27 protein-coding genes and 1 pseudogene are annotated in these 19,941 nt (G+C 48.7%); 26 read left to right on the forward strand and 2 right to left on the reverse strand.

Going from position 1 to position 19,941, the window contains the following annotated elements:
- Positions 1 to 373: 373 nt before the first annotated feature.
- The 4 genes from A7983_RS16630 to A7983_RS16645 all read left to right on the forward strand — a co-directional run bounded on the left by A7983_RS16630 (position 374) and on the right by A7983_RS16645 (position 2,632).
- Positions 374 to 1,228, forward strand: a complete 855-nt coding sequence (locus A7983_RS16630) for a DNA/RNA non-specific endonuclease (protein WP_005967169.1) — start codon at positions 374 to 376, stop codon at positions 1,226 to 1,228.
- Positions 1,229 to 1,336: 108 nt separating this feature from the next.
- Positions 1,337 to 1,681: a phage holin, lambda family gene (locus A7983_RS16635; protein WP_005967170.1), complete on the forward strand. Its 345-nt coding sequence runs from the start codon at positions 1,337 to 1,339 to the stop codon at positions 1,679 to 1,681.
- Positions 1,665 to 2,105: a lysozyme gene (locus A7983_RS16640; protein ID WP_005967172.1), complete on the forward strand. Its 441-nt coding sequence runs from the start codon at positions 1,665 to 1,667 to the stop codon at positions 2,103 to 2,105. The genes A7983_RS16635 and A7983_RS16640 overlap by 17 nt, the downstream gene beginning before the upstream one ends.
- The gene (locus A7983_RS16645) at positions 2,102 to 2,632 is read left to right on the forward strand and encodes a lysis protein (protein WP_005967173.1); all 531 of its coding nucleotides are present in this window, start codon (positions 2,102 to 2,104) and stop codon (positions 2,630 to 2,632) included. The genes A7983_RS16640 and A7983_RS16645 overlap by 4 nt, the downstream gene beginning before the upstream one ends.
- Positions 2,633 to 2,688: 56 nt before the next feature.
- Here A7983_RS16645 and A7983_RS16650 read toward each other — a convergent pair whose 3' ends face one another.
- Positions 2,689 to 3,093 (reverse strand): hypothetical protein, encoded by a 405-nt coding sequence (locus tag A7983_RS16650; protein WP_005967175.1) that lies wholly within the window; start codon positions 3,091 to 3,093, stop codon positions 2,689 to 2,691.
- Positions 3,094 to 3,439: 346 nt separating this feature from the next.
- On the opposite strand from A7983_RS16650, the gene A7983_RS16655 reads away from it, so the two are divergent.
- Entirely contained in the window at positions 3,440 to 3,799 is a 360-nt protein-coding gene (locus tag A7983_RS16655) for a hypothetical protein (RefSeq protein ID WP_005967177.1), read from the forward strand.
- Positions 3,800 to 3,992: 193 nt separating this feature from the next.
- Here A7983_RS16655 and A7983_RS16660 read toward each other — a convergent pair whose 3' ends face one another.
- Complete coding sequence (locus A7983_RS16660; RefSeq protein ID WP_005967179.1) at positions 3,993 to 4,433, reverse strand: hypothetical protein; 441 nt, start codon at positions 4,431 to 4,433, stop codon at positions 3,993 to 3,995.
- A 64-nt stretch (positions 4,434 to 4,497) separates the two neighbouring features.
- Here A7983_RS16660 and A7983_RS23565 point away from each other — a divergent pair, with 64 nt between their 5' ends.
- The 21 genes and pseudogenes from A7983_RS23565 (at position 4,498) to A7983_RS16755 (ending at position 19,887) form a co-directional block, all read left to right on the forward strand.
- Positions 4,498 to 4,848 (forward strand): HNH endonuclease, encoded by a 351-nt coding sequence (locus A7983_RS23565; protein WP_039477231.1) that lies wholly within the window; start codon positions 4,498 to 4,500, stop codon positions 4,846 to 4,848.
- 137 nt (positions 4,849 to 4,985) lie between these two features.
- A pseudogene (locus A7983_RS16665) lies at positions 4,986 to 5,440 on the forward strand (phage terminase small subunit P27 family).
- A 2-nt stretch (positions 5,441 to 5,442) separates the two neighbouring features.
- Complete coding sequence (locus tag A7983_RS16670) at positions 5,443 to 7,164, forward strand: terminase large subunit (protein ID WP_005967183.1); 1,722 nt, start codon at positions 5,443 to 5,445, stop codon at positions 7,162 to 7,164.
- Entirely contained in the window at positions 7,161 to 7,319 is a 159-nt protein-coding gene (locus tag A7983_RS24180; protein WP_005967184.1) for a hypothetical protein, read from the forward strand. Before A7983_RS16670 ends, A7983_RS24180 begins: the two co-directional genes overlap by 4 nt.
- Positions 7,309 to 8,532, forward strand: coding sequence for a phage portal protein (locus A7983_RS16675; protein WP_005967186.1), 1,224 nt, complete (start codon positions 7,309 to 7,311; stop codon positions 8,530 to 8,532). Before A7983_RS24180 ends, A7983_RS16675 begins: the two co-directional genes overlap by 11 nt.
- On the forward strand, positions 8,525 to 9,124 hold the full coding sequence (locus tag A7983_RS16680; RefSeq protein ID WP_005967188.1) for an HK97 family phage prohead protease: 600 nt from the start codon (positions 8,525 to 8,527) through the stop codon (positions 9,122 to 9,124). The genes A7983_RS16675 and A7983_RS16680 overlap by 8 nt, the downstream gene beginning before the upstream one ends.
- Before the next feature lie 8 nt (positions 9,125 to 9,132).
- A complete protein-coding gene (locus A7983_RS16685; RefSeq protein WP_005967189.1) occupies positions 9,133 to 10,359 on the forward strand; it encodes a phage major capsid protein in 1,227 nt (408 codons plus the stop codon).
- 84 nt (positions 10,360 to 10,443) lie between these two features.
- On the forward strand, positions 10,444 to 10,743 hold the full coding sequence (locus A7983_RS16690) for a head-tail connector protein (RefSeq protein ID WP_005967191.1): 300 nt from the start codon (positions 10,444 to 10,446) through the stop codon (positions 10,741 to 10,743).
- Positions 10,740 to 11,081, forward strand: coding sequence for a phage head closure protein (locus A7983_RS16695; protein WP_005967194.1), 342 nt, complete (start codon positions 10,740 to 10,742; stop codon positions 11,079 to 11,081). The genes A7983_RS16690 and A7983_RS16695 overlap by 4 nt, the downstream gene beginning before the upstream one ends.
- Positions 11,074 to 11,523: an HK97-gp10 family putative phage morphogenesis protein gene (locus A7983_RS16700; protein WP_005967196.1), complete on the forward strand. Its 450-nt coding sequence runs from the start codon at positions 11,074 to 11,076 to the stop codon at positions 11,521 to 11,523. Before A7983_RS16695 ends, A7983_RS16700 begins: the two co-directional genes overlap by 8 nt.
- Entirely contained in the window at positions 11,520 to 11,867 is a 348-nt protein-coding gene (gene gp17 / locus A7983_RS16705) for a tail completion protein gp17 (RefSeq protein ID WP_005967198.1), read from the forward strand. Before A7983_RS16700 ends, gp17 begins: the two co-directional genes overlap by 4 nt.
- A 60-nt stretch (positions 11,868 to 11,927) precedes the next feature.
- Complete coding sequence (locus tag A7983_RS16710) at positions 11,928 to 12,635, forward strand: immunoglobulin domain-containing protein (protein ID WP_005967200.1); 708 nt, start codon at positions 11,928 to 11,930, stop codon at positions 12,633 to 12,635.
- 17 nt (positions 12,636 to 12,652) lie between these two features.
- Positions 12,653 to 13,027: a phage tail assembly chaperone gene (locus A7983_RS16715; RefSeq protein WP_005967202.1), complete on the forward strand. Its 375-nt coding sequence runs from the start codon at positions 12,653 to 12,655 to the stop codon at positions 13,025 to 13,027.
- Between the two features lie 23 nt (positions 13,028 to 13,050).
- Positions 13,051 to 13,326, forward strand: coding sequence for a phage tail assembly protein T (locus A7983_RS16720; protein WP_005967204.1), 276 nt, complete (start codon positions 13,051 to 13,053; stop codon positions 13,324 to 13,326).
- 38 nt (positions 13,327 to 13,364) lie between these two features.
- The gene (locus A7983_RS16725) at positions 13,365 to 13,601 is read left to right on the forward strand and encodes a YebO family protein (protein WP_005967206.1); all 237 of its coding nucleotides are present in this window, start codon (positions 13,365 to 13,367) and stop codon (positions 13,599 to 13,601) included.
- 44 nt (positions 13,602 to 13,645) lie between these two features.
- Positions 13,646 to 16,942 (forward strand): phage tail tape measure protein, encoded by a 3,297-nt coding sequence (locus A7983_RS16730; protein ID WP_005967208.1) that lies wholly within the window; start codon positions 13,646 to 13,648, stop codon positions 16,940 to 16,942.
- Positions 16,942 to 17,292, forward strand: a complete 351-nt coding sequence (locus tag A7983_RS16735) for a phage tail protein (protein ID WP_005967210.1) — start codon at positions 16,942 to 16,944, stop codon at positions 17,290 to 17,292. Before A7983_RS16730 ends, A7983_RS16735 begins: the two co-directional genes overlap by 1 nt.
- A 45-nt stretch (positions 17,293 to 17,337) precedes the next feature.
- A complete protein-coding gene (locus A7983_RS16740) occupies positions 17,338 to 17,748 on the forward strand; it encodes a membrane lipoprotein lipid attachment site-containing protein (protein WP_005967212.1) in 411 nt (136 codons plus the stop codon).
- 72 nt (positions 17,749 to 17,820) lie between these two features.
- On the forward strand, positions 17,821 to 18,573 hold the full coding sequence (locus A7983_RS16745; protein ID WP_005967214.1) for a phage minor tail protein L: 753 nt from the start codon (positions 17,821 to 17,823) through the stop codon (positions 18,571 to 18,573).
- Positions 18,574 to 18,575: 2 nt separating this feature from the next.
- Positions 18,576 to 19,304 (forward strand): C40 family peptidase, encoded by a 729-nt coding sequence (locus A7983_RS16750; RefSeq protein WP_005967216.1) that lies wholly within the window; start codon positions 18,576 to 18,578, stop codon positions 19,302 to 19,304.
- Positions 19,288 to 19,887 carry a tail assembly protein gene (locus A7983_RS16755; RefSeq protein WP_005967218.1) on the forward strand — a complete coding sequence of 200 codons (600 nt, stop codon included), beginning with the start codon at positions 19,288 to 19,290 and terminating at the stop codon, positions 19,885 to 19,887. The genes A7983_RS16750 and A7983_RS16755 overlap by 17 nt, the downstream gene beginning before the upstream one ends.
- The last annotated feature ends 54 nt before the right edge of the window (positions 19,888 to 19,941 follow it).

Here is a 19,941-nt window from a genome sequence, read left to right on the forward strand (position 1 = left end):
GGACTCCACCTTTGGATGTTTTGGTCTTAGCCAAAATAATCACCTCTCAGTAATATATGGAAGTGCAGCGGGATGCTGCGTACGTTTGACATCCTTGTTAAGTCTTGCTCCTATGCCAACTACATTATGTTGTGTTGTTTTTTATTTCAATGACACAATATGTATGATAATTGATGTGCGTCAAAGACAGTTATTCAAGACCATAAGCTGCGCTAATTCATAGCCTTTTTATTTCTTGTAAATCACTTGTACCGCCCGCGTTTTTCAGCGCAAATAAAGAAGTAAATCGGTTTAATAAGTTGTGATAATTCCTCTATGTACACTTTACTTGTCCGAGTGACACATAAACTGCGCATATCAAAGAGGGATACACATGAAACTGAACTTCATCAAACTGCTTCCAGCCCTGTTACTTGGGGCGTGCTCAACGCATCAACCGCAAGAAACAGCCGAACAGCCTCAGACTGAAATCACAGCGCCTGCACCAGCTCGTCAGGCTGCTGTTGCATCTGTCGCGGCAGTGTCGAAAGATAACTGTCTCGTGGGTTGCCCGGTAGGCGGCAGTTCCCAGACTCTGGTCCGTGATGCATATACGCTGAATAACAACGCCTCTACTCGTTTCGCGAACTGGGTAGCGTATAAAATGACGTCAGCAACTCAGGCAAGCGGCCGTTCACGCACATGGCGTCAAGACCCTGATTTGCCTGCTGCTGATACGCTGGCACCAGCAGCATACACTGGCGCTAATGCGGCCATTGCTGTTGACCGAGGTCACCAGGCTCCATTGGCTGGGCTCGGGGGCTCGTCAGACTGGCAGTCTTTAAATTATTTATCGAACATCACGCCGCAGAAGGCGGATTTAAACCAGGGCGCGTGGGTGCGCTTAGAAGACAAGGAACGGGCTTTGTCGAATAGTAAAACTGTCTACACAGTCACTGGCCCACTGTTTGAGCGCAATATTGCTACATTACCTAATGCGCCAGCAGTTCAAATCCCTAGCGGTTACTGGAAAATCTTGTTTACTGGTTCAAGCCCTGCGGATGGGAAATACGCGGCGTTCATCATGGATCAAAACACACCACGCAACGCGAATTTCTGTAATTTCCAAGTGACGGTTAGTCAAATCGAACAGAAGACAGGCTTAAACATCTGGTCATCGCTTCCTGCGAATGTAGCCAACACAATCAAAGCGCAGAAAGGTTCGCTCGGTAGCGACCTCGGCTGTTAATACCGCTCAGTAGTAACTAATCAATAAATCACATAGCCCGCTGTAAGTAAGCGGCGGGCTTTCTTTACCCTTAAATCACACAGCGCCGACCATCAGGGAGGTGGAGACATGAAAATGCAAAACAATATTCACACCTGGGCTGACCTATGGGAGCTATTCCGCGCTTGGTGGAATGGTGATGTTCCTATGGGAGGCGTACTGCTCTCAATCGTAGTGACTGGTCTACGCGTGGCGTATACAGGCGGCGGATGGCGAAAAATGATGTTGGAAGCTGCGTTATGCGGTGCTCTCACACTGACAGTGGTTTCCGCTCTGGAATATTATGACCTGCCGAAGAGCCTCACGATGGCGATCGGTGGGAGTATCGGATTCATTGGCGTTGAGCAGATTCGAGCTGTAGCGCTACGGTTTCTGGGTAATCGTTTTGGGGGTGGCAATGCAGATCAGCGCTAACGGTATCAACCTCATTAAACAGTTTGAGAGCTGTGAACTGACGGCCTATCAAGATGTCGTGGGTGTGTGGACAATCGGCTATGGCTGGACGCAGTCGGTTGATGGAAAACCCATTCGTCGCGGTATGACGATAGGCGCAGCCACTGCTGATCGGCTACTAAAAACTGGCGTTGTGCAGTACGAGCAGGCGGTGAATCAACTGGTGCGAGTCCCTGTCAATCAGAATCAGTTCGATGCGCTAGTGTCGTTCGCGTACAACCTGGGTATTCGCTCTTTATCAACATCCACTCTGCTGAAAAAGCTGAATGCCGGTGATTATGCTGGCGCTGCTGACGAGTTCCCGCGTTGGAATAAAGCTGGCGGGAAAGTTCTGACTGGACTCACTCGGCGGCGCGAGGCGGAGCGTGCTCTGTTTTTGTCGTGAACATCGTCACGAATTGGAAAATAGCCACTGGCACGCTGGTGGTTGGAATCATTACTGGCGGCGCATTCTGCTGGTGGATCACATCAACGAGTTATGACGCTGATATAGCGACACTGAAAACTGAACATGCTCTGGTGGTGAAATCCGTATCAGATAAAGCGGCAGAAGATAGTGAAGCAGCTCGCAGTCGTGAGCATGGTTTTCAGCAGCAAATAGCAGCGCTGGACACTGAGCACACAAAGGAACGGGAAGATGCGAAACGTGAAAATGAGCGTCTGCGTAATGATATTGTCAGCGGCAAGCGTCGCGTGCAGTTCGCCAGTGCAGCCCTTGCAACCTGTGAGCAATCAGCGGGAGCGGTACGCAGCGCCGGCAGCATGGGCAATGCAACCGCCGTCAAACTCTCTGCAACTGCTGGCAGAAACATTCTCGATATCAGAGCCGGAATAAAGGACGATCAGGCAAAGCTGGTTTACCTTCACGGGTATATTCGAGCGCTACAGCAGCAGGGCGTCATCGCCAACTAATTAACGGCTTGCAAGCGTACGTGCGGGAACAGTAACTTGAATAAAATTATTAATAATCATAGCCCTGTAACAAGAGAACATTGCTTGACGACCCACCAGTCACGGGCCACAAGCACCCAAGAACCTGGTGCCAAGGGAAGCCCGCGCTTGTTAATCTGCTGAAACATCTCGTATTCGGTGTCAGACACTTTCTGTTGGAAGAAAATCGCATAGTCAATGGCGAGGTCACTTGGGGTAGGGTTATAGCCATCAGGACTCATCTTGGAGGCCATTGAAACATAACGACTCAGCGCAAGCTTCATAACCTGAACTGTATTGTCAGCCATCATTATATTGGCGATATACGCACATTGGTTGATTGATTGCACTTGCTGATACTCAGCCATACTCACGCCTTCAGCATTCACTGCGCCAGAAGAAGCGATGATAAGTGGCACGGCGGTTAAAAAATTAGTTTTCACAAAAGAGACCTCAGCATTAGGGAGGGTTAAGTTAGCATTCGCTTCATGATCGTGGAAGTGTGTATGACGGATGACGGATGACGGATGACGGATGACGGATGAAGGTTGTGCCTTGATCTGATTCGTTATGTTTAGGCAACTGCGCGGCCACTGCGGAGTGTGGCAAGTATTCACTGAGTGCCTGTGATAATGTCGAAATGTGGTGAATGCGCAAACTGGTGCGGTATTGTGGGAAGTTACGCGGTTAGTAGCATAAGGCACGTTTACTATTGTATTTGATCTTGGTTAATAAGCTTATCTTTGGATTTTCCGATACTAGTTCTTCATTTCAATGGAGAAATAGTGAATGTCAAAAAAAACCACAATTTTATACTATGTGATGGTCACCTTCGATATAACTGTCGGCGATAAATCGAACATCTATAGTGAGGTTTCAGATCTACTTGAAAAAAATGGACTTACTAAGGATTGCGATGGAAATGAGCTTCCCGAAAACGTTTACTTTGGAACAAGAAAAGCTGAAATCACTTACGAAGGTGAGGTGCTTACCCAGGAAGATATAAAAGCCAGAGGGGTAAGGATAACTAAGCGTTATTATGATCTCTTGAAGGAGTTTTTTAACGAGAAAAAAATCAAATACAAGATATTCATTACTGCTAGCCGTAAATCGACCACAGCCATCCGATATACAATTTCTAAAAAATAACACAAGCTGCCAATGGGCGTTTTTTCCACAATCACAGCCCCAGCATCTGCTGGGGCTTTTTGTTTACACAATCGTTTACGGCGAGGTATGAACAATGAGCTATCAACGAAGCTGGTTTATCTGCATAAGTACATCAGATTGCTACAGATGCAGGGGTGCTTGAAAAGCAACCACCCCTAATGGCAGAGGATAATTAATAGGAAATTCGACCAACTGACTTTAAAGATTTCAAGACGGAGGCAGTGATTTCTAAAAACAGTGAACTGTCATTGTAATCGTAGCTAGGATTAGGCTTGTATTCGTCAACGTAAACCAAGGCGTTCTTCCCCAAAAAAAAGCAGGTAGTTTCTTTGAGGCAATCCCCATCATCATACTCACCAGTGAATTTCAAAAGAGGAACATCGTTAATGACAATTAATCGCTCTTTAAATGTTATTTCTATGTCATAGATATCTATTTTTAGCGTGATTAAACCATCAGTGTTTTGGTCTAGTGAAAATGCTGACTTTTGAAAATCACTTGCGTTCATTGAATCAATCAGTTCTTTTTTTAAATTAGATGCAACCTCATCTAATTTTTTCTTATGCTCCACACATCGAATTACCTTTCTAACATCTAAATATTTTTCGTACATGTGTTTATCCTAAATTGTTAGATGAAATTTGATTATAACAATAGCTATTGTTGAGAGTGTGACCATGCCAGCAAGAATACCCCGCGCATGTCGTAAGCACGGCTGCGGAAGCACAACAACAGACCGCTCAGGTTACTGTGAGCAACACCGCAACACTGGATGGGAATCCCATCAGCAGGGTAAGAACCGGCACGAACGTGGTTACGGTAATGATTGGACAATCAGACGCGCACGCATACTGCAACGCGATAATCATCTATGTCAGGAATGTCTACGTAATGGTAGAGCAGTAGCGGCTAAGACGGTTGATCATATCAAAGCCAAGGCGCATGGGGGAACAGATGATGATTCAAACCTTGAAAGCCTGTGCTGGCCGTGTCATCGCACCAAAACCGGACGCGAACGGCTCAAGTGATAGCGATTCTCATCAGAGGGGAGGGGGAGGGTAAATCTCTACATCCCTGCGCCCTAAGTACCGCCGCCTAGGTCAGATTTTTACGCGCCTGAAATAAGGAATTTTTTTTCGACAATTTTTAACATTTGGAGCCTCTCATGGGAACCTCGATTCGGGCGTCCGGTGGGGGGAGAAAACAGAAGGTCGGGACTAAAAATAAAAGCAGTCTGACCAGAATTGCACCTCCCCGGAACTAATGAGCGATACAGCAATTCGGATGTGGAAAACTCAGAGCAAAATCCTGATCGAGCGAGGTACGTTTGAACTTGAAGATGCTCCGCTATTGCTGGCGTACTGCAATTCCTTTCATTTAATGATTACAGCGGAAAAGGTCATTACTAAGCAGGCCGAGATTGATTTGGAAAATATGGGGCTCGCTGATCTTGGCGGAACTGGTGGATTAAAGAAACACCCGGCAGTAGCTGTTCGTAATGATTGTGTTTCACAACTTGCCCGCCTGGGTTCTTTGCTTGGCCTTGACCCACTCAGCCGTATCAGAATGATTGGCGGCACGGAAGGCGATGAAGAAGAGAATGAATTCGATGAGTTTTAATTATGGCCTCATACCCGAACGTGAATGCCGCCCAGCAATACGCTCGGGAGGTGATTAGCGGAAAAATACCAGCCTGTAAATATGTGATTGCAGCATGCCAACGCCATTTTAATGATATTGAAAAAGCAAAAAATAAAAACTGGCCGTACCGCTTTGACAGAGACAAGGCTGAACGGGCATGCCGATTTATCCAGTGTTTACCGCACACAAGCGGTAAGTGGGCAAAGCAAAAATTAAAGATCACCCTGGAGCCTTGGCAGCAGTTTATTTTCTGCATGGTGTTCGGTTGGGTTAAGAAAAAAAACAAGATGCGCCGGTTTCGTGAGGCGTATACAGAGGTTCCCCGTAAAAACGGTAAATCCCTGTTTGCTGCTGGCGTCGGTACGTTTATGTTTTGCGCCGATGATGAATACGGTGCCGAAGTGTATTGCGGGGCAACTACTGAGCGGCAGGCGTGGAAGGTTTTCCGTCCCGCGTTACTGATGGCTCAGAAACTCCCAAATTTACGTAAACGGTTTCAGATCAAACCGTGGGCAAAAAAAATGACCCGCCCAGACGGATCGGTGTTTGAACCGATTATCGGTGATCCGGGTGATGGTGACTCTCCATCGTGCGCATTGATTGACGAATATCACGAGCATGCGACGGACACTCAGTACACCACAATGACAACGGGCATGGGGGCAAGAACGCAGCCGTTGGCATGGATAATTACGACTGCCGGATTTTCTCTCGAATGTCCCTGCTATGAAAAGCGGCGTCAGGTGGCTGAGATGCTGGATGATGTTATTCCGAACGAGGAACTGTTTGGCATCATCTATACCTTGGATGACGGGGATGACTGGACCAAGCCGGAGGCATTAGCCAAGGCAAATCCCAATATGGGGATATCGGTCGAAGAAGATTATTTATTGGCACAGCAGCGGCTAGCAATCGATGTTCCATCCCAAACCAATAAGATAAAAACCAAGCACTTTAATCTGTGGGTTTCAGCAAAATCGGCATATTTCAATCTCGAAAAGTGGAAAGCATGTGCTGATACGTCATTAAAGATAAGTGATTTTTACGGTGAGGAGAGCCATTTAGGTATCGACCTGGCATCCAAGCTGGATTTGAACTGTGTTTGCCCTGTTTTTACCCGCGAGATAGAGGGGCGTACGCATTATTTTTGTGTTGGCGCTCAGTTTTGGGTTCCTGAAGATACCGTTTTTTCTCCTGATCCAAAACTGAAACGTACCTCCGATCGCTATCAAAAGTTCGTGAATATGGGGAAACTCATCTCCACAGACGGCGCAGAGGTTGATAACAGACAAATATTTGAACACATTGTCTCAATGAATGAGACGGTTAAAGTTATGAGTACCCCGATAGACCCACACGGTGCAACCAGTCTTTCTCACTCGCTGGCTGATGAGGGACTCGGTCCTATCACAATCATTCAGAACTACACCAACATGAGTTCACCGATGAAAGAGCTAGAAGCAGCTATCGCATCTGGTCGATTTCATCATGATGGGAACCCCGTCATGACATGGTGTATCAGCAACGTTGTAGGGAAGACCATTCCAGGCAGTGATGATGTCGTTCGCCCAACGAAAGAAGGCGATGAAAATAAAATCGATGGCGCAGTCGCGCTCATAATGGCAATCGGTCGGGCAATGTTGAATGAGCCTAAAGATTTCCTTTCCACTCTCGATCCTGATGAAGACCTGTTAATGCTATGAAATCACTGATTACTGATGTTATCGGGCTAGCCGGTTTCGGTTCGCTTGCCGCAGGCGTGTATCTGCAATTTGGGCTGGCCGCAGCATTAATTCTGTGTGGTGTTCTGTTGCTAATTTTTGCGCTGGCCGCCGCAAGGGGGAAAAATGCTACTTGATACCCTGTTTCGTAATGAACCACTGGAGAATCCCGCCACTCCGCTCACTGGCGATTCCGCAGAAACCGACAATATTTTCGGACGTGACGTTTACGTCAGTCCTGAAACAGCCATGAAGCTGGCGGCGGTTTATGCCTGTATCTACGTTATTTCCTCAAACATTGCGCAGATGCCACTACATGTGATGCGCAAGTCAGATAACAAGGTGGAGCCAGCACGCGATCACCCCGTCTTTTACCTGGTACACGATGAACCAAACACATGGCAGACCAGCTATAAATGGCGTGAGTTAAAACAGCGTCACATTCTCGGCTGGGGGAATGGCTACACATGGGTTAAGCGCGGTCGGCGTGGTGAGGTTACGGCTCTTGAATCATGCATGCCGTGGGAAACAACGTTACTCAATACCGGAGGACGCTATACCTACGGGGTTTACAACGAAGAGGGCGCATTTGCTATCAGTCCTGATGACATGGTTCATGTTCGGGCGCTGGGAAATAACCAGAAAATGGGGCTAAGCCCGATCATGCAGCATGCTGAAACCATTGGCATGGGGATGAGCGGGCAAAAATACACAAGTTCATTTTTTAACGGTAACGCCCGGCCTGCGGGGATAATTTCAGTAAAGAACGACCTGAACGCGGAAAGTTGGGTGCGCCTCAAGGCGATGTGGCAAAAAGCCGTTGCCGCCCTGCGTAGCGAGGAGAACAAAACAATGCTTCTCCCTGCGCAGTTGGATTACAAGGCGCTGACTGTATCCCCGGTTGATGCCCAAATCATTGACATGTCGAAACTGAACCGCTCAATGATTGCCGGAATATTCAACGTTCCGGCACACATGATTAACGATCTAGAAAAAGCCACTTTCTCAAACATTACCCAACAGGCCATCCAGTTTGTGCGCTACACGATCATGCCGTGGGTGACTAACTGGGAGCAGGAACTAAATCGGCGTGTATTTACTCGTGCAGAACGCGCAGCAGGCTACTACACCCGCTTCAATCTCACTGGACTTCTTCGCGGTACGCCGCAAGAGCGGGCGCAATTCTACCACTTTGCAATTACTGATGGTTGGATGAGTCGCAACGAGGCTCGCGCATTTGAAGACATGAACCCCGTAGACGGACTGGATGAAATGCTTGTCAGCGTTAATGCGTCCAACCCTGCTAACAATTTCAACGATACAACAAAAGAGGAGCAACCCAATGAATGACCGTGAGTTGCGTTGCTATAGCGGCGAGGTTCGCACAGAACAGGCGGGTGATGGGCCAGCGCATATTGTCGGCTACGGCTCGGTTTTTAACTCTCGATCTGAACCGTTGTGGGGATTCAGGGAAATCATCAAGCCAGGCGCATTTGATGAGGTGTTGGGCGACGATGTGCGAGCGCTGTTTAACCATGATGCCAATTTCATCCTTGGACGCTCGGCGGCGGGAACATTGGTCATCGGCATTGATGATAAGGGGTTACGTTACGACATTACTGCGCCAGACACACAAACTATTCGTGATCTGGTGCTGGCTCCGATGGCGCGGGGCGATATCAGCCAGTCATCCTTTGCTTTCCGTGTCGCCCGTGACGGTGAGCATTGGTATGAGGATGAAGAGGGGATCGTTATTCGTGAGATTAACAAGGTTTCCCGACTATTCGATGTCAGCCCTGTGACGTATCCGGCGTATCAGGAGGCAGATTCCGCGCTGCGATCTATGGCGGCATGGCAGGAGGCGCGTGATAGCGGCGCACTACAGAAAGCTATCAATGAAAAAATGGCGCGTGAGCGCCTCCTTAATTTGATAAATGCGTGAGGAACGACATGAAATATCATGAACTGAAGCAAAAACGTAACACCATCGCCACCGACATGCGTGCTCTGCATGACAAGATCGGCGATAACACGTGGACAGACGAGCAGCGCACCGAATGGAATAAAGCGAAATCTGAACTGGATGGACTGGATACGCAGATTGCCCGCGAAGACGAGTTACGCCGTCAGGATCAATCGTATGTTGATGACAACGAGCGCGAGCAGCGTCAACAGCAGCAGAACAACGGCGATCCGGCAGCGCAAGCCCAAGAAAAGCGCCAGGCGGCATTCGATCGCTTCCTGCGTAATGGCTTTGCTGAATTAACCAGTGAAGAGCGTCAGGCGCTGAAGGAATTGCGTGCTCAGGGAACCACGCCAGATGCAAAAGGCGGTTACACAGTTCCAACGCAGATGCTGAATAAAGTCGTCGATTCAATGAAGGCTTACGGCGGAATTGCCAGCGTCGCGCAGATTCTGAACACATCTAATGGTCAGGACATCACCTGGTCAACCTCTGATGGCACCTCTGAAGAAGGTGAATTGCTGGGTGAAAACACTGAGGCATCGGAAGAGGACGTGAGTTTTGGTACTGCGATTCTGGGTGCCAAAAAACTGTCATCGAAAATTATCCGCGTCTCTAATGAATTACTGCAAGATAGCGGTGTTGATATTGAAGCATATTTAGCTGGGCGTATCGGTCAACGGATCGGGCGCGGTGAGGCTAAATATCTGGTTCAAGGTACCGGCGCGGGTACTCCGGTTCAACCAAAAGGGCTCGTAGCTTCAGTTACGGGGACGGTTAACACCGCCGCTGCCGCAACGTTCACCTGGAAAGAGATGAATAGCCTGAAACACGCTATTGACCCGGCATATCGCGGTGTCCCGAAATACCGCTGGGCATTCAATGATTCCACACTCCAAATCATGGAAGAAATGGTGGACGATCAGAAACGCCCGTTATGGTTGCCTGATATTGCTGGCGGCTCTCCAGCTACGATTCTCAACATTCCATACGTTATCGATCAGGCTATCGATAACATTGCAGCAGGTAAAAAATTCGCGTTTCTGGGCGATTTTAACCGCTTCATCGTTCGCCGAATTACGTACATGACGCTCAAGCGCCTAGTGGAGCGCTATGCTGAATACGATCAGACGGCATTCCTCGCGCTCCACCGTTTTGATTGCGTTCTAGAGGATGTGGCGGCTATCAAAGCGCTGGTGGGTAAACCAGCATAACTGGAAATCTGAATTGACTCATGCCGCGCAAGCGGTTTTTTTGTGCCTGCAATCTGGTAACGGGTTGCAGGCGGAGTGGTTTTTATGATTCCAACAGTCAAAGAATTGCGCAATCAGTGCCGGATCGACAGCGACGACGCTAGCGAGGATGAGGTGCTAACTCTTTACTGTGCGGCGGCAAAACGGCGGGCGGAGAATTACATCAATCGAACGCTGCATGATGATTCAGCGCCGGAAAATGACAGTGAAGGGCTGGTGATATCGCCTGATATCAAGTTGGCGCTGATGTTGGCGGTTGGATTCTGGTATGAAAATCGTGAGGCGCAGAACCTGCCAACCGGATTCTTTGTGATTCTGGAACCCTACAGGTTTATCCCTTTATGAATATCGGAAAAATGCGCCACCGCGTCACCATCCAGAATTTCACCACAACCCGCGATGCTGGCGGGCAACCCATAGAAACATGGAATGACATCGCTACTGTGTGGGCCGAAGTTTCCCCGATCAGTGGCCGTGAATTGGTTTCCTCTGGTGCGGTATCTGCTGAAGCGACAATCCGTGTGTGGATGCGGTTTCGTCGAGATGTATCGGCGGCATCCCGTCTGTATTGCCTGAATGGACCATTTAAAGGGCTGGCGCTGGATATTATCGGTCCACCAATACCAGACGGTAAGTGCACCCGGCTGGAAATACTGTGCAAGTTGGGGGTGAAACGTGATTGATTTTGGTCTTGATTTCTCCGGCCTGAGCGAAATAGCAAAAGATCTGGAAAAACTGAGTCGTGCAGAGAATAACAAGGTGCTGCGTGATGCCACTCGCGCCGGCGCTGACGTGTTGAAAGAAGAGGTTATCGATCGCGCTCCCGTGAACACGGGGAAAATGCGTAAAAACGTTGTTGTGGTAACGCAGAAATCACGGCGAAAGGGGGAAATCTCATCCGGCGTGCATATTCGGGGTGTTAATCCGAATACTGGGAACAGCGACAACAAAATGAAGGCCAGTAACCCTCGCAATGCGTTTTACTGGCGATTTGTTGAAATGGGTACGGTAAATATGCCCGCTCACCCGTTTGTTCGCCCTGCATTTGATGTCAAACAGGAACTGGCGGCGCAGGCTGCAATCCAGCGCATGAGTACCGCAATTGATGAGGCGTTGAGTCGATGACAGAAACCGATATTTACCCGCTAATCTCTGATCTGTCTGGCGGTAATGTTTATCCGTACATCATTCCGCTAAACGCAGAAGGAGAGCCAGCTATTTCCCCGCCGTGGGTTGTATTTTCGTTCGTGTCTCAGCCGTCTGCTGATGTGCTGTGCGGTCCCGCTGAAACAACATCATCCGTTCAGTTTGACGTGTATGCGAAAACTATTGCTCAGGCGCGCGAGATTTGCGCGGAGGTCATCGCGGCATTATCGCCATTGGCTCCAGGCAACCAGATGCTAACACAGGGACACGATACAGAATCATCGTTATACCGTTGTACGGCAGAACTCCAGTTTATCGACTAACCCCACGTAATCACCATCCTGACCCGCCATTGAGCGGGTTTTTTATTTTTGGAGACGTCCATGACCGCGCTTTATGAAAAATCACAGAAAACGGTAATCAGAATCTCGTCAGCGCCGACCACGCTTGAGGGGATTGAATCAGCTACATTTCTCGATCTGAGTTGCACCATCAAAGAAATCCAGTTCACTGGTGGACAGAAAAACGACATCGACGTAACAACGCTGTGCTCGGACGAAATGGAAAACATCAACGGCTTACCTGCACAGTCTGAGGTCTCATTGTCTGGCAACTTTTATCGCAATGCAGCACAAGACGCACTGCGTGATGCATACGATAACGATACTCGTTATGGATTTGAGGTAATCTTTCCGTCCGGCAATGGATTCCGGTTCTTATCTGAAGTGCGCCAGCATACGTGGTCGTCAGGCACTAACAACGTGGTGGCTGCAACATTCTCCCTGCGACTGAAAGGCAGGCCAACAAACATTGTGCCTGGTCCATTGGCATTTACAACCAACCTACCAGCCACAAGGACGGTGGCGACTGGTGCCGCGTTGGCGCTGGCCGTGGCGGTTAGCGGTGGTCTCGCGCCGTACTCCTATAAATGGCTAAAAGATGGCACCGTGCTGAGCGGTCGCACGGCTGCGTCATTCAATAAATCTACCGCAGATGCTGGTGATGCGGGGGCGTATACGTGTGAGGTCACTGACTCAGCATCATCGCCAGTAACGATTACGTCCGCGTCTTGCACCGTCACCGTTAGCTAATCTGGAGCACCAAAAGCATGGCAAAGAAAAGCATTAAATCTCTGGCATTAGCGCCCGGCGCGGGTTTTCTCACAAAGGCTATTGAGGTTCCAGAGTGGGAAGGGGTGAAAGTTATTCTGCGCGAACCAAGCGCTGAAGCGTGGTTACGCTGGCAGGACGCGGTAAAAACTGACGATGACGGCGAATCCCTGTCTGTGTCAGAACGCGCCCGCCGTAACCTTCACGCCGATGCGACGTTATTTATCGATATCCTGCGTGATGAAGACGGCGAACCTGTATTCAGTGTCGATGATATTGAAGAGGTTGAAACCATTTACGGGCCAGTGCACAGTCGCCTGTTACGTCAGGCGCTTGATATCATCAACGATACGGAGATCGCCAAAAAAAAGTAGCTTCGCCGGGAATGCAGTTTTTGATGGCGCTGGCGCTCCGTATGGGGCGCACGCTGTCAGAATTGCGTCAGGAAATGACGGCCAATGAATTACGGATGTGGATTGAGTACGACAAATTATCTCCGATCGGTGACTCGCGGGGCGACACTCTGGCCGCGCAGATCGTTAGTGCGATTTGGGGGGCTCAGGGCGTTAAAGTGCCGCTCACCGATGCGATGTTGGACTGGTCAGGAAAAGAGGAGGAAGAGGCAGATCAGTTTGGCAATCTTGAAGCGTTTCTTTCTATGGCTGCTGGATAGTGATATTTTTCTCTCCTTATCGCGAAAAGGAGAGAAATATGAGTACCTCTGGATGGATTATTGTTTTTCTAGTTGCCCGAGTTATCGATTTATTTATTTGGTATTTATTAAATCGAAGTAGCGTTAGAGCTAATGAGCAGATAAAAATCTTGCAAGAAATAAATGAGAAACAAAGTGCGCAACTAGAGTTGCTAACTTCTATTGTTCATAAAAAAGATGGTCCAGAAAAAGACTATCTTGAGGAGGCTAGGCGAAGAGCTGGGCTAACTGATTAATTTAACCCGCTACGGCGGGTTTTTTATTGTCTGGATAAAATAAAATGGCAACCCTGCGCGAATTAATCATTAAAATTTCCGCTAATTCTCAATCATTCCAGTCAGAGATAAACCGTGCCTCACGTATGGGGGCTGATTATTATCGAACCATGCAAAACGGAGGGCGTCAGGCTACCGCTGCTGCGCGTGAGAGTCAACGCACATTTGCTGAACTGAATAACCAGTTTGTTGGTATTAAATCGGCAGCAGCAGGAATTGTTGGCGCAATGTCTGTAACCTCATTAATCACAATGGCTGATAACTGGGGTCAAGTCACATCGCGCATGAAGATGGCGACTGAGTCCAGCGATGAATTGGCAATGGTGCAGCGTCGTTTAATGGAAATCAGCGATCGCACCTATAAACCCATTGAGGAACAGGCAGAACTATTCATCCGGAGTTCTAACGCGATGAAAGAGTTGGGTTACTCCACTGCTGGCACCATAGATTTTATCGATTCCATTTCAAGTGCATTAACGATCAATGCCGCTAGTGCTGATAAAGGGCAGTCGGCTATTAATGCGCTATCTAAATCAATGGTTCAAGGCAAAGTTTCCGGTGACGAGTGGAATACCGTCATGGAGGTTATGCCCACCGTTATTGGCGACATTGCCCGCGCTATGGGAACGACAGAAACCGCAGTTAAAAAACTGGCCGCAGACAGCAAATTGTCTATGCAACAGTTTGCTGATGCTGTGATTGCTGCTCAGCAGAAAAATGCGGAACTGGCTGAAAACATGCCAACAACTGTTGGCGATGCGGTTACAAAACTGTCCAACCATATGAAAAAATATGTTGGAGAGGCGAACAGTGCGTATGGAACGACTCAGGCTCTTTCAGGCGGCATCAGTAGTTTAGCCGATAATATCGATACGGTGGCTACAGCAGGGGCGGCGCTGGTAGGCATTGGATTTGCCCGCTATTTTGGCGGTATGGCGTCAGGCGCATACAGTGCTACAGCAGGGATAATTTCTGCTGCAAAAAGTGAGGTCGCACTGGCTGAAGCGCAGTTGCGCGGCACTCAAATTGCTGTTGCCCGTGCTCGTTCTGCTGTTTATCGTGCTCAGCAGGCGCTCGCCGCTGCACGCGGAACGGATGCACAGGCAGCGGCTGAAAAGCGGCTAGCGGCAACTCAGGCGGCAGTAGCTCGTAACGTTGTGGCGAGAACAGCGGCACAAACAACTCTGAACAATGTCACTGCCGTTGGGTCGCGGCTAATGTCCGGCGCTTTAGGATTGGTGGGCGGCGTTCCTGGTCTGTTGATGTTGGGTGCCGGTGCTTGGTACTACATGTATCAAAAGCAAGAGCAGGCGCGCCGATCAGCTCAGGAATATGCCAGTACTATTGATGAAATTCGTAAAAAATCAGGCGCAATGTCGCTGGCTGATGCGTCAGATAATTACAACAAAACACAATCATCACTATCAGAGCAAAACCGATTAATTGATGAACAGAAAGAAAAGATACGCCTGATTCGCGTTGAAATTGAAGGCTACCAGAAGATACTTGCAAATCCCGGCTTAACTGTCGGCGGTTATATGGTTAATCATCTAGTAAGTGTAGAGGATGCAACGAACGGACTATCAGCGGCTACGGAAGGTTTATCTGTTGAACAAGATCGCTTGTCTCGCCTGCAAGGTAAGGCTCAGGACATTCAGAGTGTTTTGGTTGGTTTGGAGTATCGCCGCTCGGAGTTAATTAAGCAGCAGACAGCAGATCAGAATGCTGCGTATCAATCTTTATTACGAATGAATGGGCAACACACTGAATTTAACCGCCTGCTATCTCTGGGGAATGATTTATTGTCAGCTCGTCAGGGTAATGCATCGTTTCCGTTTCGAGTCCCTAACGCTAAATTAACTGACAAACAAACTGATGCTTTAGAAAAAAGTCGTCAAGATTTGGAACTTTCCAAGTTAAAGGGGGAGGCCAAGGAGTTAGCGAGGCTGCGATATTCTGCCGATGAATTAGGGTTAACAGATAATCCAGCAAATCAGAAATCCAGACAGGATTATATTAATAATAACCTGGACAAATGGAGAAATGACGAAGCAAACAAGCCGACAAAGAAAGGTCCCAAAACTGATGAAGAAAAGGCTATCGATAATTACGATCGCCTAATCAAACAGCAGCGCGAACAATTGGCGCTCGGTAGCTCAAATACTGAGTTGGCGAAAATAAAATATCAGACGACACAGGGGGAATTATCTACCCTAACGAGTATTCAGAAACAGGAACTCGCTCGAAATGCTGCACTGATTGATCAGGCAGAAATAAGGAAAAGAGCGGCTGAATACGAAAACGGGCTGATTGATTCCAACGCTAACGCAAAAGCGGCGAACGATACCAATCTAACCGGATTCGGTGAGGGCTCTCGCGTTCGTGATCGCATGAATGAGATGATCGCAATTCGTCGTGATTTTATTCAGAAAGACGACGAATTGCGGCGGCAACATCAGGCAGGTGAAATCGATGATGAGTTTTTCAATCGCGCAATTGCACTGAATAAACGTTATCTCGATAAGCGCCTGAGCGATCAGCAAATGTATTACACGTCGCTCGATGATCAGCGTAATAACTGGATCGGTGGTATGCGTGATGGTTTCGCTGATTGGGCTGATGATGCCACGGATTACGCTACACAGGCATCGCAGGGTATGAAAACAGCGATGAGCAGCGCTGTAGGCTCTATTACTGAAATGCTGAACGGTAATAAAAATAGTTGGAAAGATTGGGGTGTGGGCGTCCTGAAAATCATTCAGAGCGTTTTGATTAACATGGCCGTGGCAAATGCCGCTAACGGTGCGAGTAGTATAATTGGCACTGTTTTTGGGATTGGTGCATCAGCTATGGCGGGCGGGGCCGGAGCCGCGTCAGCAAACAATGCATTCTCGACTGGGGCGTATAGCAATTTGACATTCAATGCGTTGGGTGGTGTTTATGATTCTCCATCGCTCAGCGCATACAGCGGCGGTGTTTATAGCACTCCGCAAATGTTTGCGTTCGCTAAAGGGGCTGGCGTATTCGGGGAAGCGGGGCCAGAGGCGATTATGCCGCTCACCCGCGCCGCAAATGGTTCGCTGGGTGTGAGGGCGATTATGCCGGATATTCAATCCACAAATAGCGGGGGGAATGTTTACGTGACCATCAACGAAAGCGGCACTGCGTCTGTTTCTGGCAATGGCGATCAGAATTTCGCCCGTGAGTTTACTCAGATAATTCAACGTGAGTATCGCAAATTGCGTGACAAAGATTTATCGCAGAACGGAGTGTTAAACCGGGCTATTTCGGGGCGGCGATAATGGAAATCTTCACTTTCTGCCCTCGCGTTAATCCGGAGGGCGCGTTCACGCAGCGAACGCGATCGATACAGTTTGGTGACGGATACACGCAGCGCTCTGGCGATGGTATTAACGGCGAGTCACAGAGTTGGCCATTAACGTTTGTTGGTGATGCCGAATATGTTCAGCCAATCGTTGCATTCCTACGCCGTCACAGGGGATATGCGGCATTTCAATGGGTAAACCCACTCACTGAGCCAGGGCTATATTGCTGCCCTGATGGATTTAACGTCACAGCCCTGGGTAAAAACAGTAGTGGTGCTCAAATTTTACAACTCACAGCAACGTTCGTGACTGCATACCACGCGTAACTAGTGATAGGATGATTCTGATTGTAACTACACATGGATGCATATATGAAAAAAATAATTTTTATTTTTCTGGGTATCGCTGTTTTATCTGGATGCTCTAGACCTCACGGGCCTGCTGAAAAAATCCTAAACCCAGAATTAGTGACTCCAAATGTTAGCGAGCAGCAAACAAAAATTACAGTCACCCGGAATAAGCAGTTTATAGGTGGTGGCAGTGGTGGTATGTGTAAATTCTTGGTTTCAATTGATGACAGAGATATAGCTCTATTAAAACAGAACCAGTTTGTGACCGCTTATATAAATAACGGATTGCATAAACTGCGAGTCAGCAATGAATGCAACGTGCTTTCAATGGGAATGAGGAAGACACTTGATGTTGTTGCTGATGGCGCTGATCAGGAATATGTCACCGAAATAGGGATGTGGGGGCAATATAGGATGTGGAGAGTAAAATAATTACTCATCCTCTATTATTTTTTATGATAGTCGGCCCGCTTAATTGCGGGTTTTTATTGTCGAGATAAAATCATGTCATTAAATACCGACTCCCAAAAACTGGAGCCGGGCGATCGCGTGCGTCTGTTTGAAGTGGACTGCACCGCGTTCGACGGCCCCGAACTGTATTTTCACAATCATCCCATTCAACACACTGCGGCAGAGATTGAAGCGGCGGGCGGGGATGAAGCAAAGCTGCTGGCTAAATCAATCTGGTGGCAAGGGCAAGAATACAAAGCGTGGCCCACTCAGATAGAGGGGCTGGAAATGACCAGCGACGGCAGCGCTCCAACTCCGACGCTATCGGTCGGTAACATCGATGGGACGATTACCGCGCTGTGTCTTGCGTATCAGAATTTGGCGCAGGCCATCGTGCGTATTCACACCACGTTTGCGCATTATCTTGACGTCCGTAATTTTCCTGACGGCAACGCCGACGCCGATCCGACACAGGAGCGGCTAGAGGTTTGGTACATCGACAGCAAGATTCGTGAAGACGATACGGCTATCTCGTTTCAGTTGTCATCACCTGCCGATCTTCGGGGAATCATGCTCCCAACTCGCCAGATTCATAGCCTATGCACATGGTGCCAACGTGGGCAGTATCGCGGTGCATCGTGTGGATATACCGGCACTAACTATTTTGATGCAGATGGTAATCCTGTTGACGATCCAGCACTGGATGAATGTTCCGGGCTGCTATCAACTGGCTGTAAACCTCGCTGGGGTGAAGATGCAGAATTGCCGTTCGGTGGGTTCCCTGGCTCTGCGCTAATAAAGAGGTGATCGTGAAACTCAGGAAATTAATCATTACAGAAATACTCGCTCACGCAGAGTTGGATTATCCGCGTGAATGTTGCGGCGTAATTGTGCAGAACGGCAGGAAACAGCGTTACGTCAAATGTCGCAATACGGCGACTGAACCTAACGACCAATTTTCTATGAGTCCAGATGATTACGCCGAGGCTGAGGACACAGGCACAATTATTGCGATCGTTCACAGTCACCCTGACGCGACAACGCAGCCCAGCAACCTCGATCACGCGCAGTGTGACCTGTCACAGTTGCCGTGGGTAATAGTGAGCTGGCCGGAGGGCGACATTCGCACCATTATGCCGAGCGAGGGCGTAAAGCCTCTGTTAGAACGTCCATTTGTTCACGGCATATGGGACTGTTACGCGATTGTGCGGGATTGGTATCAGTTAGAGCGAGGTATCACGCTGCCCGATTTTGAACGTTCGGATGGATGGTGGGATCGGGGCGAAGACCTCTACATAAAACATTACGCCAGCGGGGGATTTACTGCCGTCAGCAGTGAGCTACAGCCCGGTGACGTAATCATTATGCAAGTGCGGGCAGATGAACCGAATCACGCCGGGGTTTACATTGGCAGCGGCGAAATGGTGCATCACATGTACAACCAGTTAAGCCAAAACGTGCCGTATGGCGGGTACTGGCTGGACAGAACTATTACCCGCTTACGATATACAGGGGGTGCCAATGTCGGTAGCAATTGAGTATCAGCCACTAAAAACCATCCGGCTGTATGGGGTGCTGGGGGCAACGTTTGGGCGCGTACATCGTCTTGCAGTTGAAAGCCGTCAGGAAGCAATCAAGGCGTTAAGCGTAATCATCCCCGGCTTTGAAAAGTTTCTACTGACGAGTAAATCGCGTGGGCTAACGTATGCTGTGTTTGATGGCAAGCGGAACCTGTCTAAAGACGAACTCGATTTTAACATCAGTAGTGAAATCCGCATCGCACCGATTATTATCGGTAGTAAACAGACTGGATTATTTCAAGTGATACTGGGTGCAATACTGGTTGTTGCCGGGTATTTCACATTCGGCACTACGTCAACAATCGGCGTCAGTATGATGATGGGCGGGGCATCAATGGCCCTCGGAGGTGTCATCCAGATGTTAACACCAATGCAGGGCGGGTTATCAATGCGCGAATCCCCTGACAATAAACCGAGCTATGCATTCGGCGGGCCGGTTAACTCCATTGCGCAGGGTAACCCAGTTCCTATTCTCTACGGTCGCCGCAGAATCGGCGGTGCAATTATCTCTGCGGGAATTTACGCAGAAGACCAGCAGTAACATTTAACTCACCACCCCGACCCGCCGCGAGCGGGTTTTTTCGTTTCTGAGGTA

The organism is Pectobacterium wasabiae CFBP 3304 (assembly GCF_001742185.1).
GTDB classification, from domain to species: domain Bacteria; phylum Pseudomonadota; class Gammaproteobacteria; order Enterobacterales; family Enterobacteriaceae; genus Pectobacterium; species Pectobacterium wasabiae.

Coding starts and splice junctions, on each gene's coding strand:
- A7983_RS16695 (WP_005967194.1), top strand. CDS start 10,740: ATGAATATCGGAAAAATGCGCCACCGCGTCACCATCCAGAATTTCACC.
- A7983_RS16730 (WP_005967208.1), top strand. CDS start 13,646: ATGGCAACCCTGCGCGAATTAATCATTAAAATTTCCGCTAATTCTCAA.
- A7983_RS16670 (WP_005967183.1), top strand. CDS start 5,443: ATGGCCTCATACCCGAACGTGAATGCCGCCCAGCAATACGCTCGGGAG.
- A7983_RS16725 (WP_005967206.1), top strand. CDS start 13,365: ATGAGTACCTCTGGATGGATTATTGTTTTTCTAGTTGCCCGAGTTATC.
- A7983_RS16630 (WP_005967169.1), top strand. CDS start 374: ATGAAACTGAACTTCATCAAACTGCTTCCAGCCCTGTTACTTGGGGCG.
- A7983_RS23565 (WP_039477231.1), top strand. CDS start 4,498: ATGCCAGCAAGAATACCCCGCGCATGTCGTAAGCACGGCTGCGGAAGC.
- A7983_RS16740 (WP_005967212.1), top strand. CDS start 17,338: ATGAAAAAAATAATTTTTATTTTTCTGGGTATCGCTGTTTTATCTGGA.
- A7983_RS16710 (WP_005967200.1), top strand. CDS start 11,928: ATGACCGCGCTTTATGAAAAATCACAGAAAACGGTAATCAGAATCTCG.
- A7983_RS16685 (WP_005967189.1), top strand. CDS start 9,133: ATGAAATATCATGAACTGAAGCAAAAACGTAACACCATCGCCACCGAC.
- A7983_RS16755 (WP_005967218.1), top strand. CDS start 19,288: ATGTCGGTAGCAATTGAGTATCAGCCACTAAAAACCATCCGGCTGTAT.
- A7983_RS16635 (WP_005967170.1), top strand. CDS start 1,337: ATGAAAATGCAAAACAATATTCACACCTGGGCTGACCTATGGGAGCTA.
- A7983_RS16715 (WP_005967202.1), top strand. CDS start 12,653: ATGGCAAAGAAAAGCATTAAATCTCTGGCATTAGCGCCCGGCGCGGGT.
- A7983_RS16735 (WP_005967210.1), top strand. CDS start 16,942: ATGGAAATCTTCACTTTCTGCCCTCGCGTTAATCCGGAGGGCGCGTTC.
- A7983_RS16690 (WP_005967191.1), top strand. CDS start 10,444: ATGATTCCAACAGTCAAAGAATTGCGCAATCAGTGCCGGATCGACAGC.
- A7983_RS16745 (WP_005967214.1), top strand. CDS start 17,821: ATGTCATTAAATACCGACTCCCAAAAACTGGAGCCGGGCGATCGCGTG.
- A7983_RS24180 (WP_005967184.1), top strand. CDS start 7,161: ATGAAATCACTGATTACTGATGTTATCGGGCTAGCCGGTTTCGGTTCG.
- A7983_RS16720 (WP_005967204.1), top strand. CDS start 13,051: ATGGCGCTGGCGCTCCGTATGGGGCGCACGCTGTCAGAATTGCGTCAG.
- gp17 (WP_005967198.1), top strand. CDS start 11,520: ATGACAGAAACCGATATTTACCCGCTAATCTCTGATCTGTCTGGCGGT.
- A7983_RS16640 (WP_005967172.1), top strand. CDS start 1,665: ATGCAGATCAGCGCTAACGGTATCAACCTCATTAAACAGTTTGAGAGC.
- A7983_RS16655 (WP_005967177.1), top strand. CDS start 3,440: ATGTCAAAAAAAACCACAATTTTATACTATGTGATGGTCACCTTCGAT.
- A7983_RS16680 (WP_005967188.1), top strand. CDS start 8,525: ATGAATGACCGTGAGTTGCGTTGCTATAGCGGCGAGGTTCGCACAGAA.
- A7983_RS16660 (WP_005967179.1), bottom strand. CDS start 4,433: ATGTACGAAAAATATTTAGATGTTAGAAAGGTAATTCGATGTGTGGAG.
- A7983_RS16675 (WP_005967186.1), top strand. CDS start 7,309: ATGCTACTTGATACCCTGTTTCGTAATGAACCACTGGAGAATCCCGCC.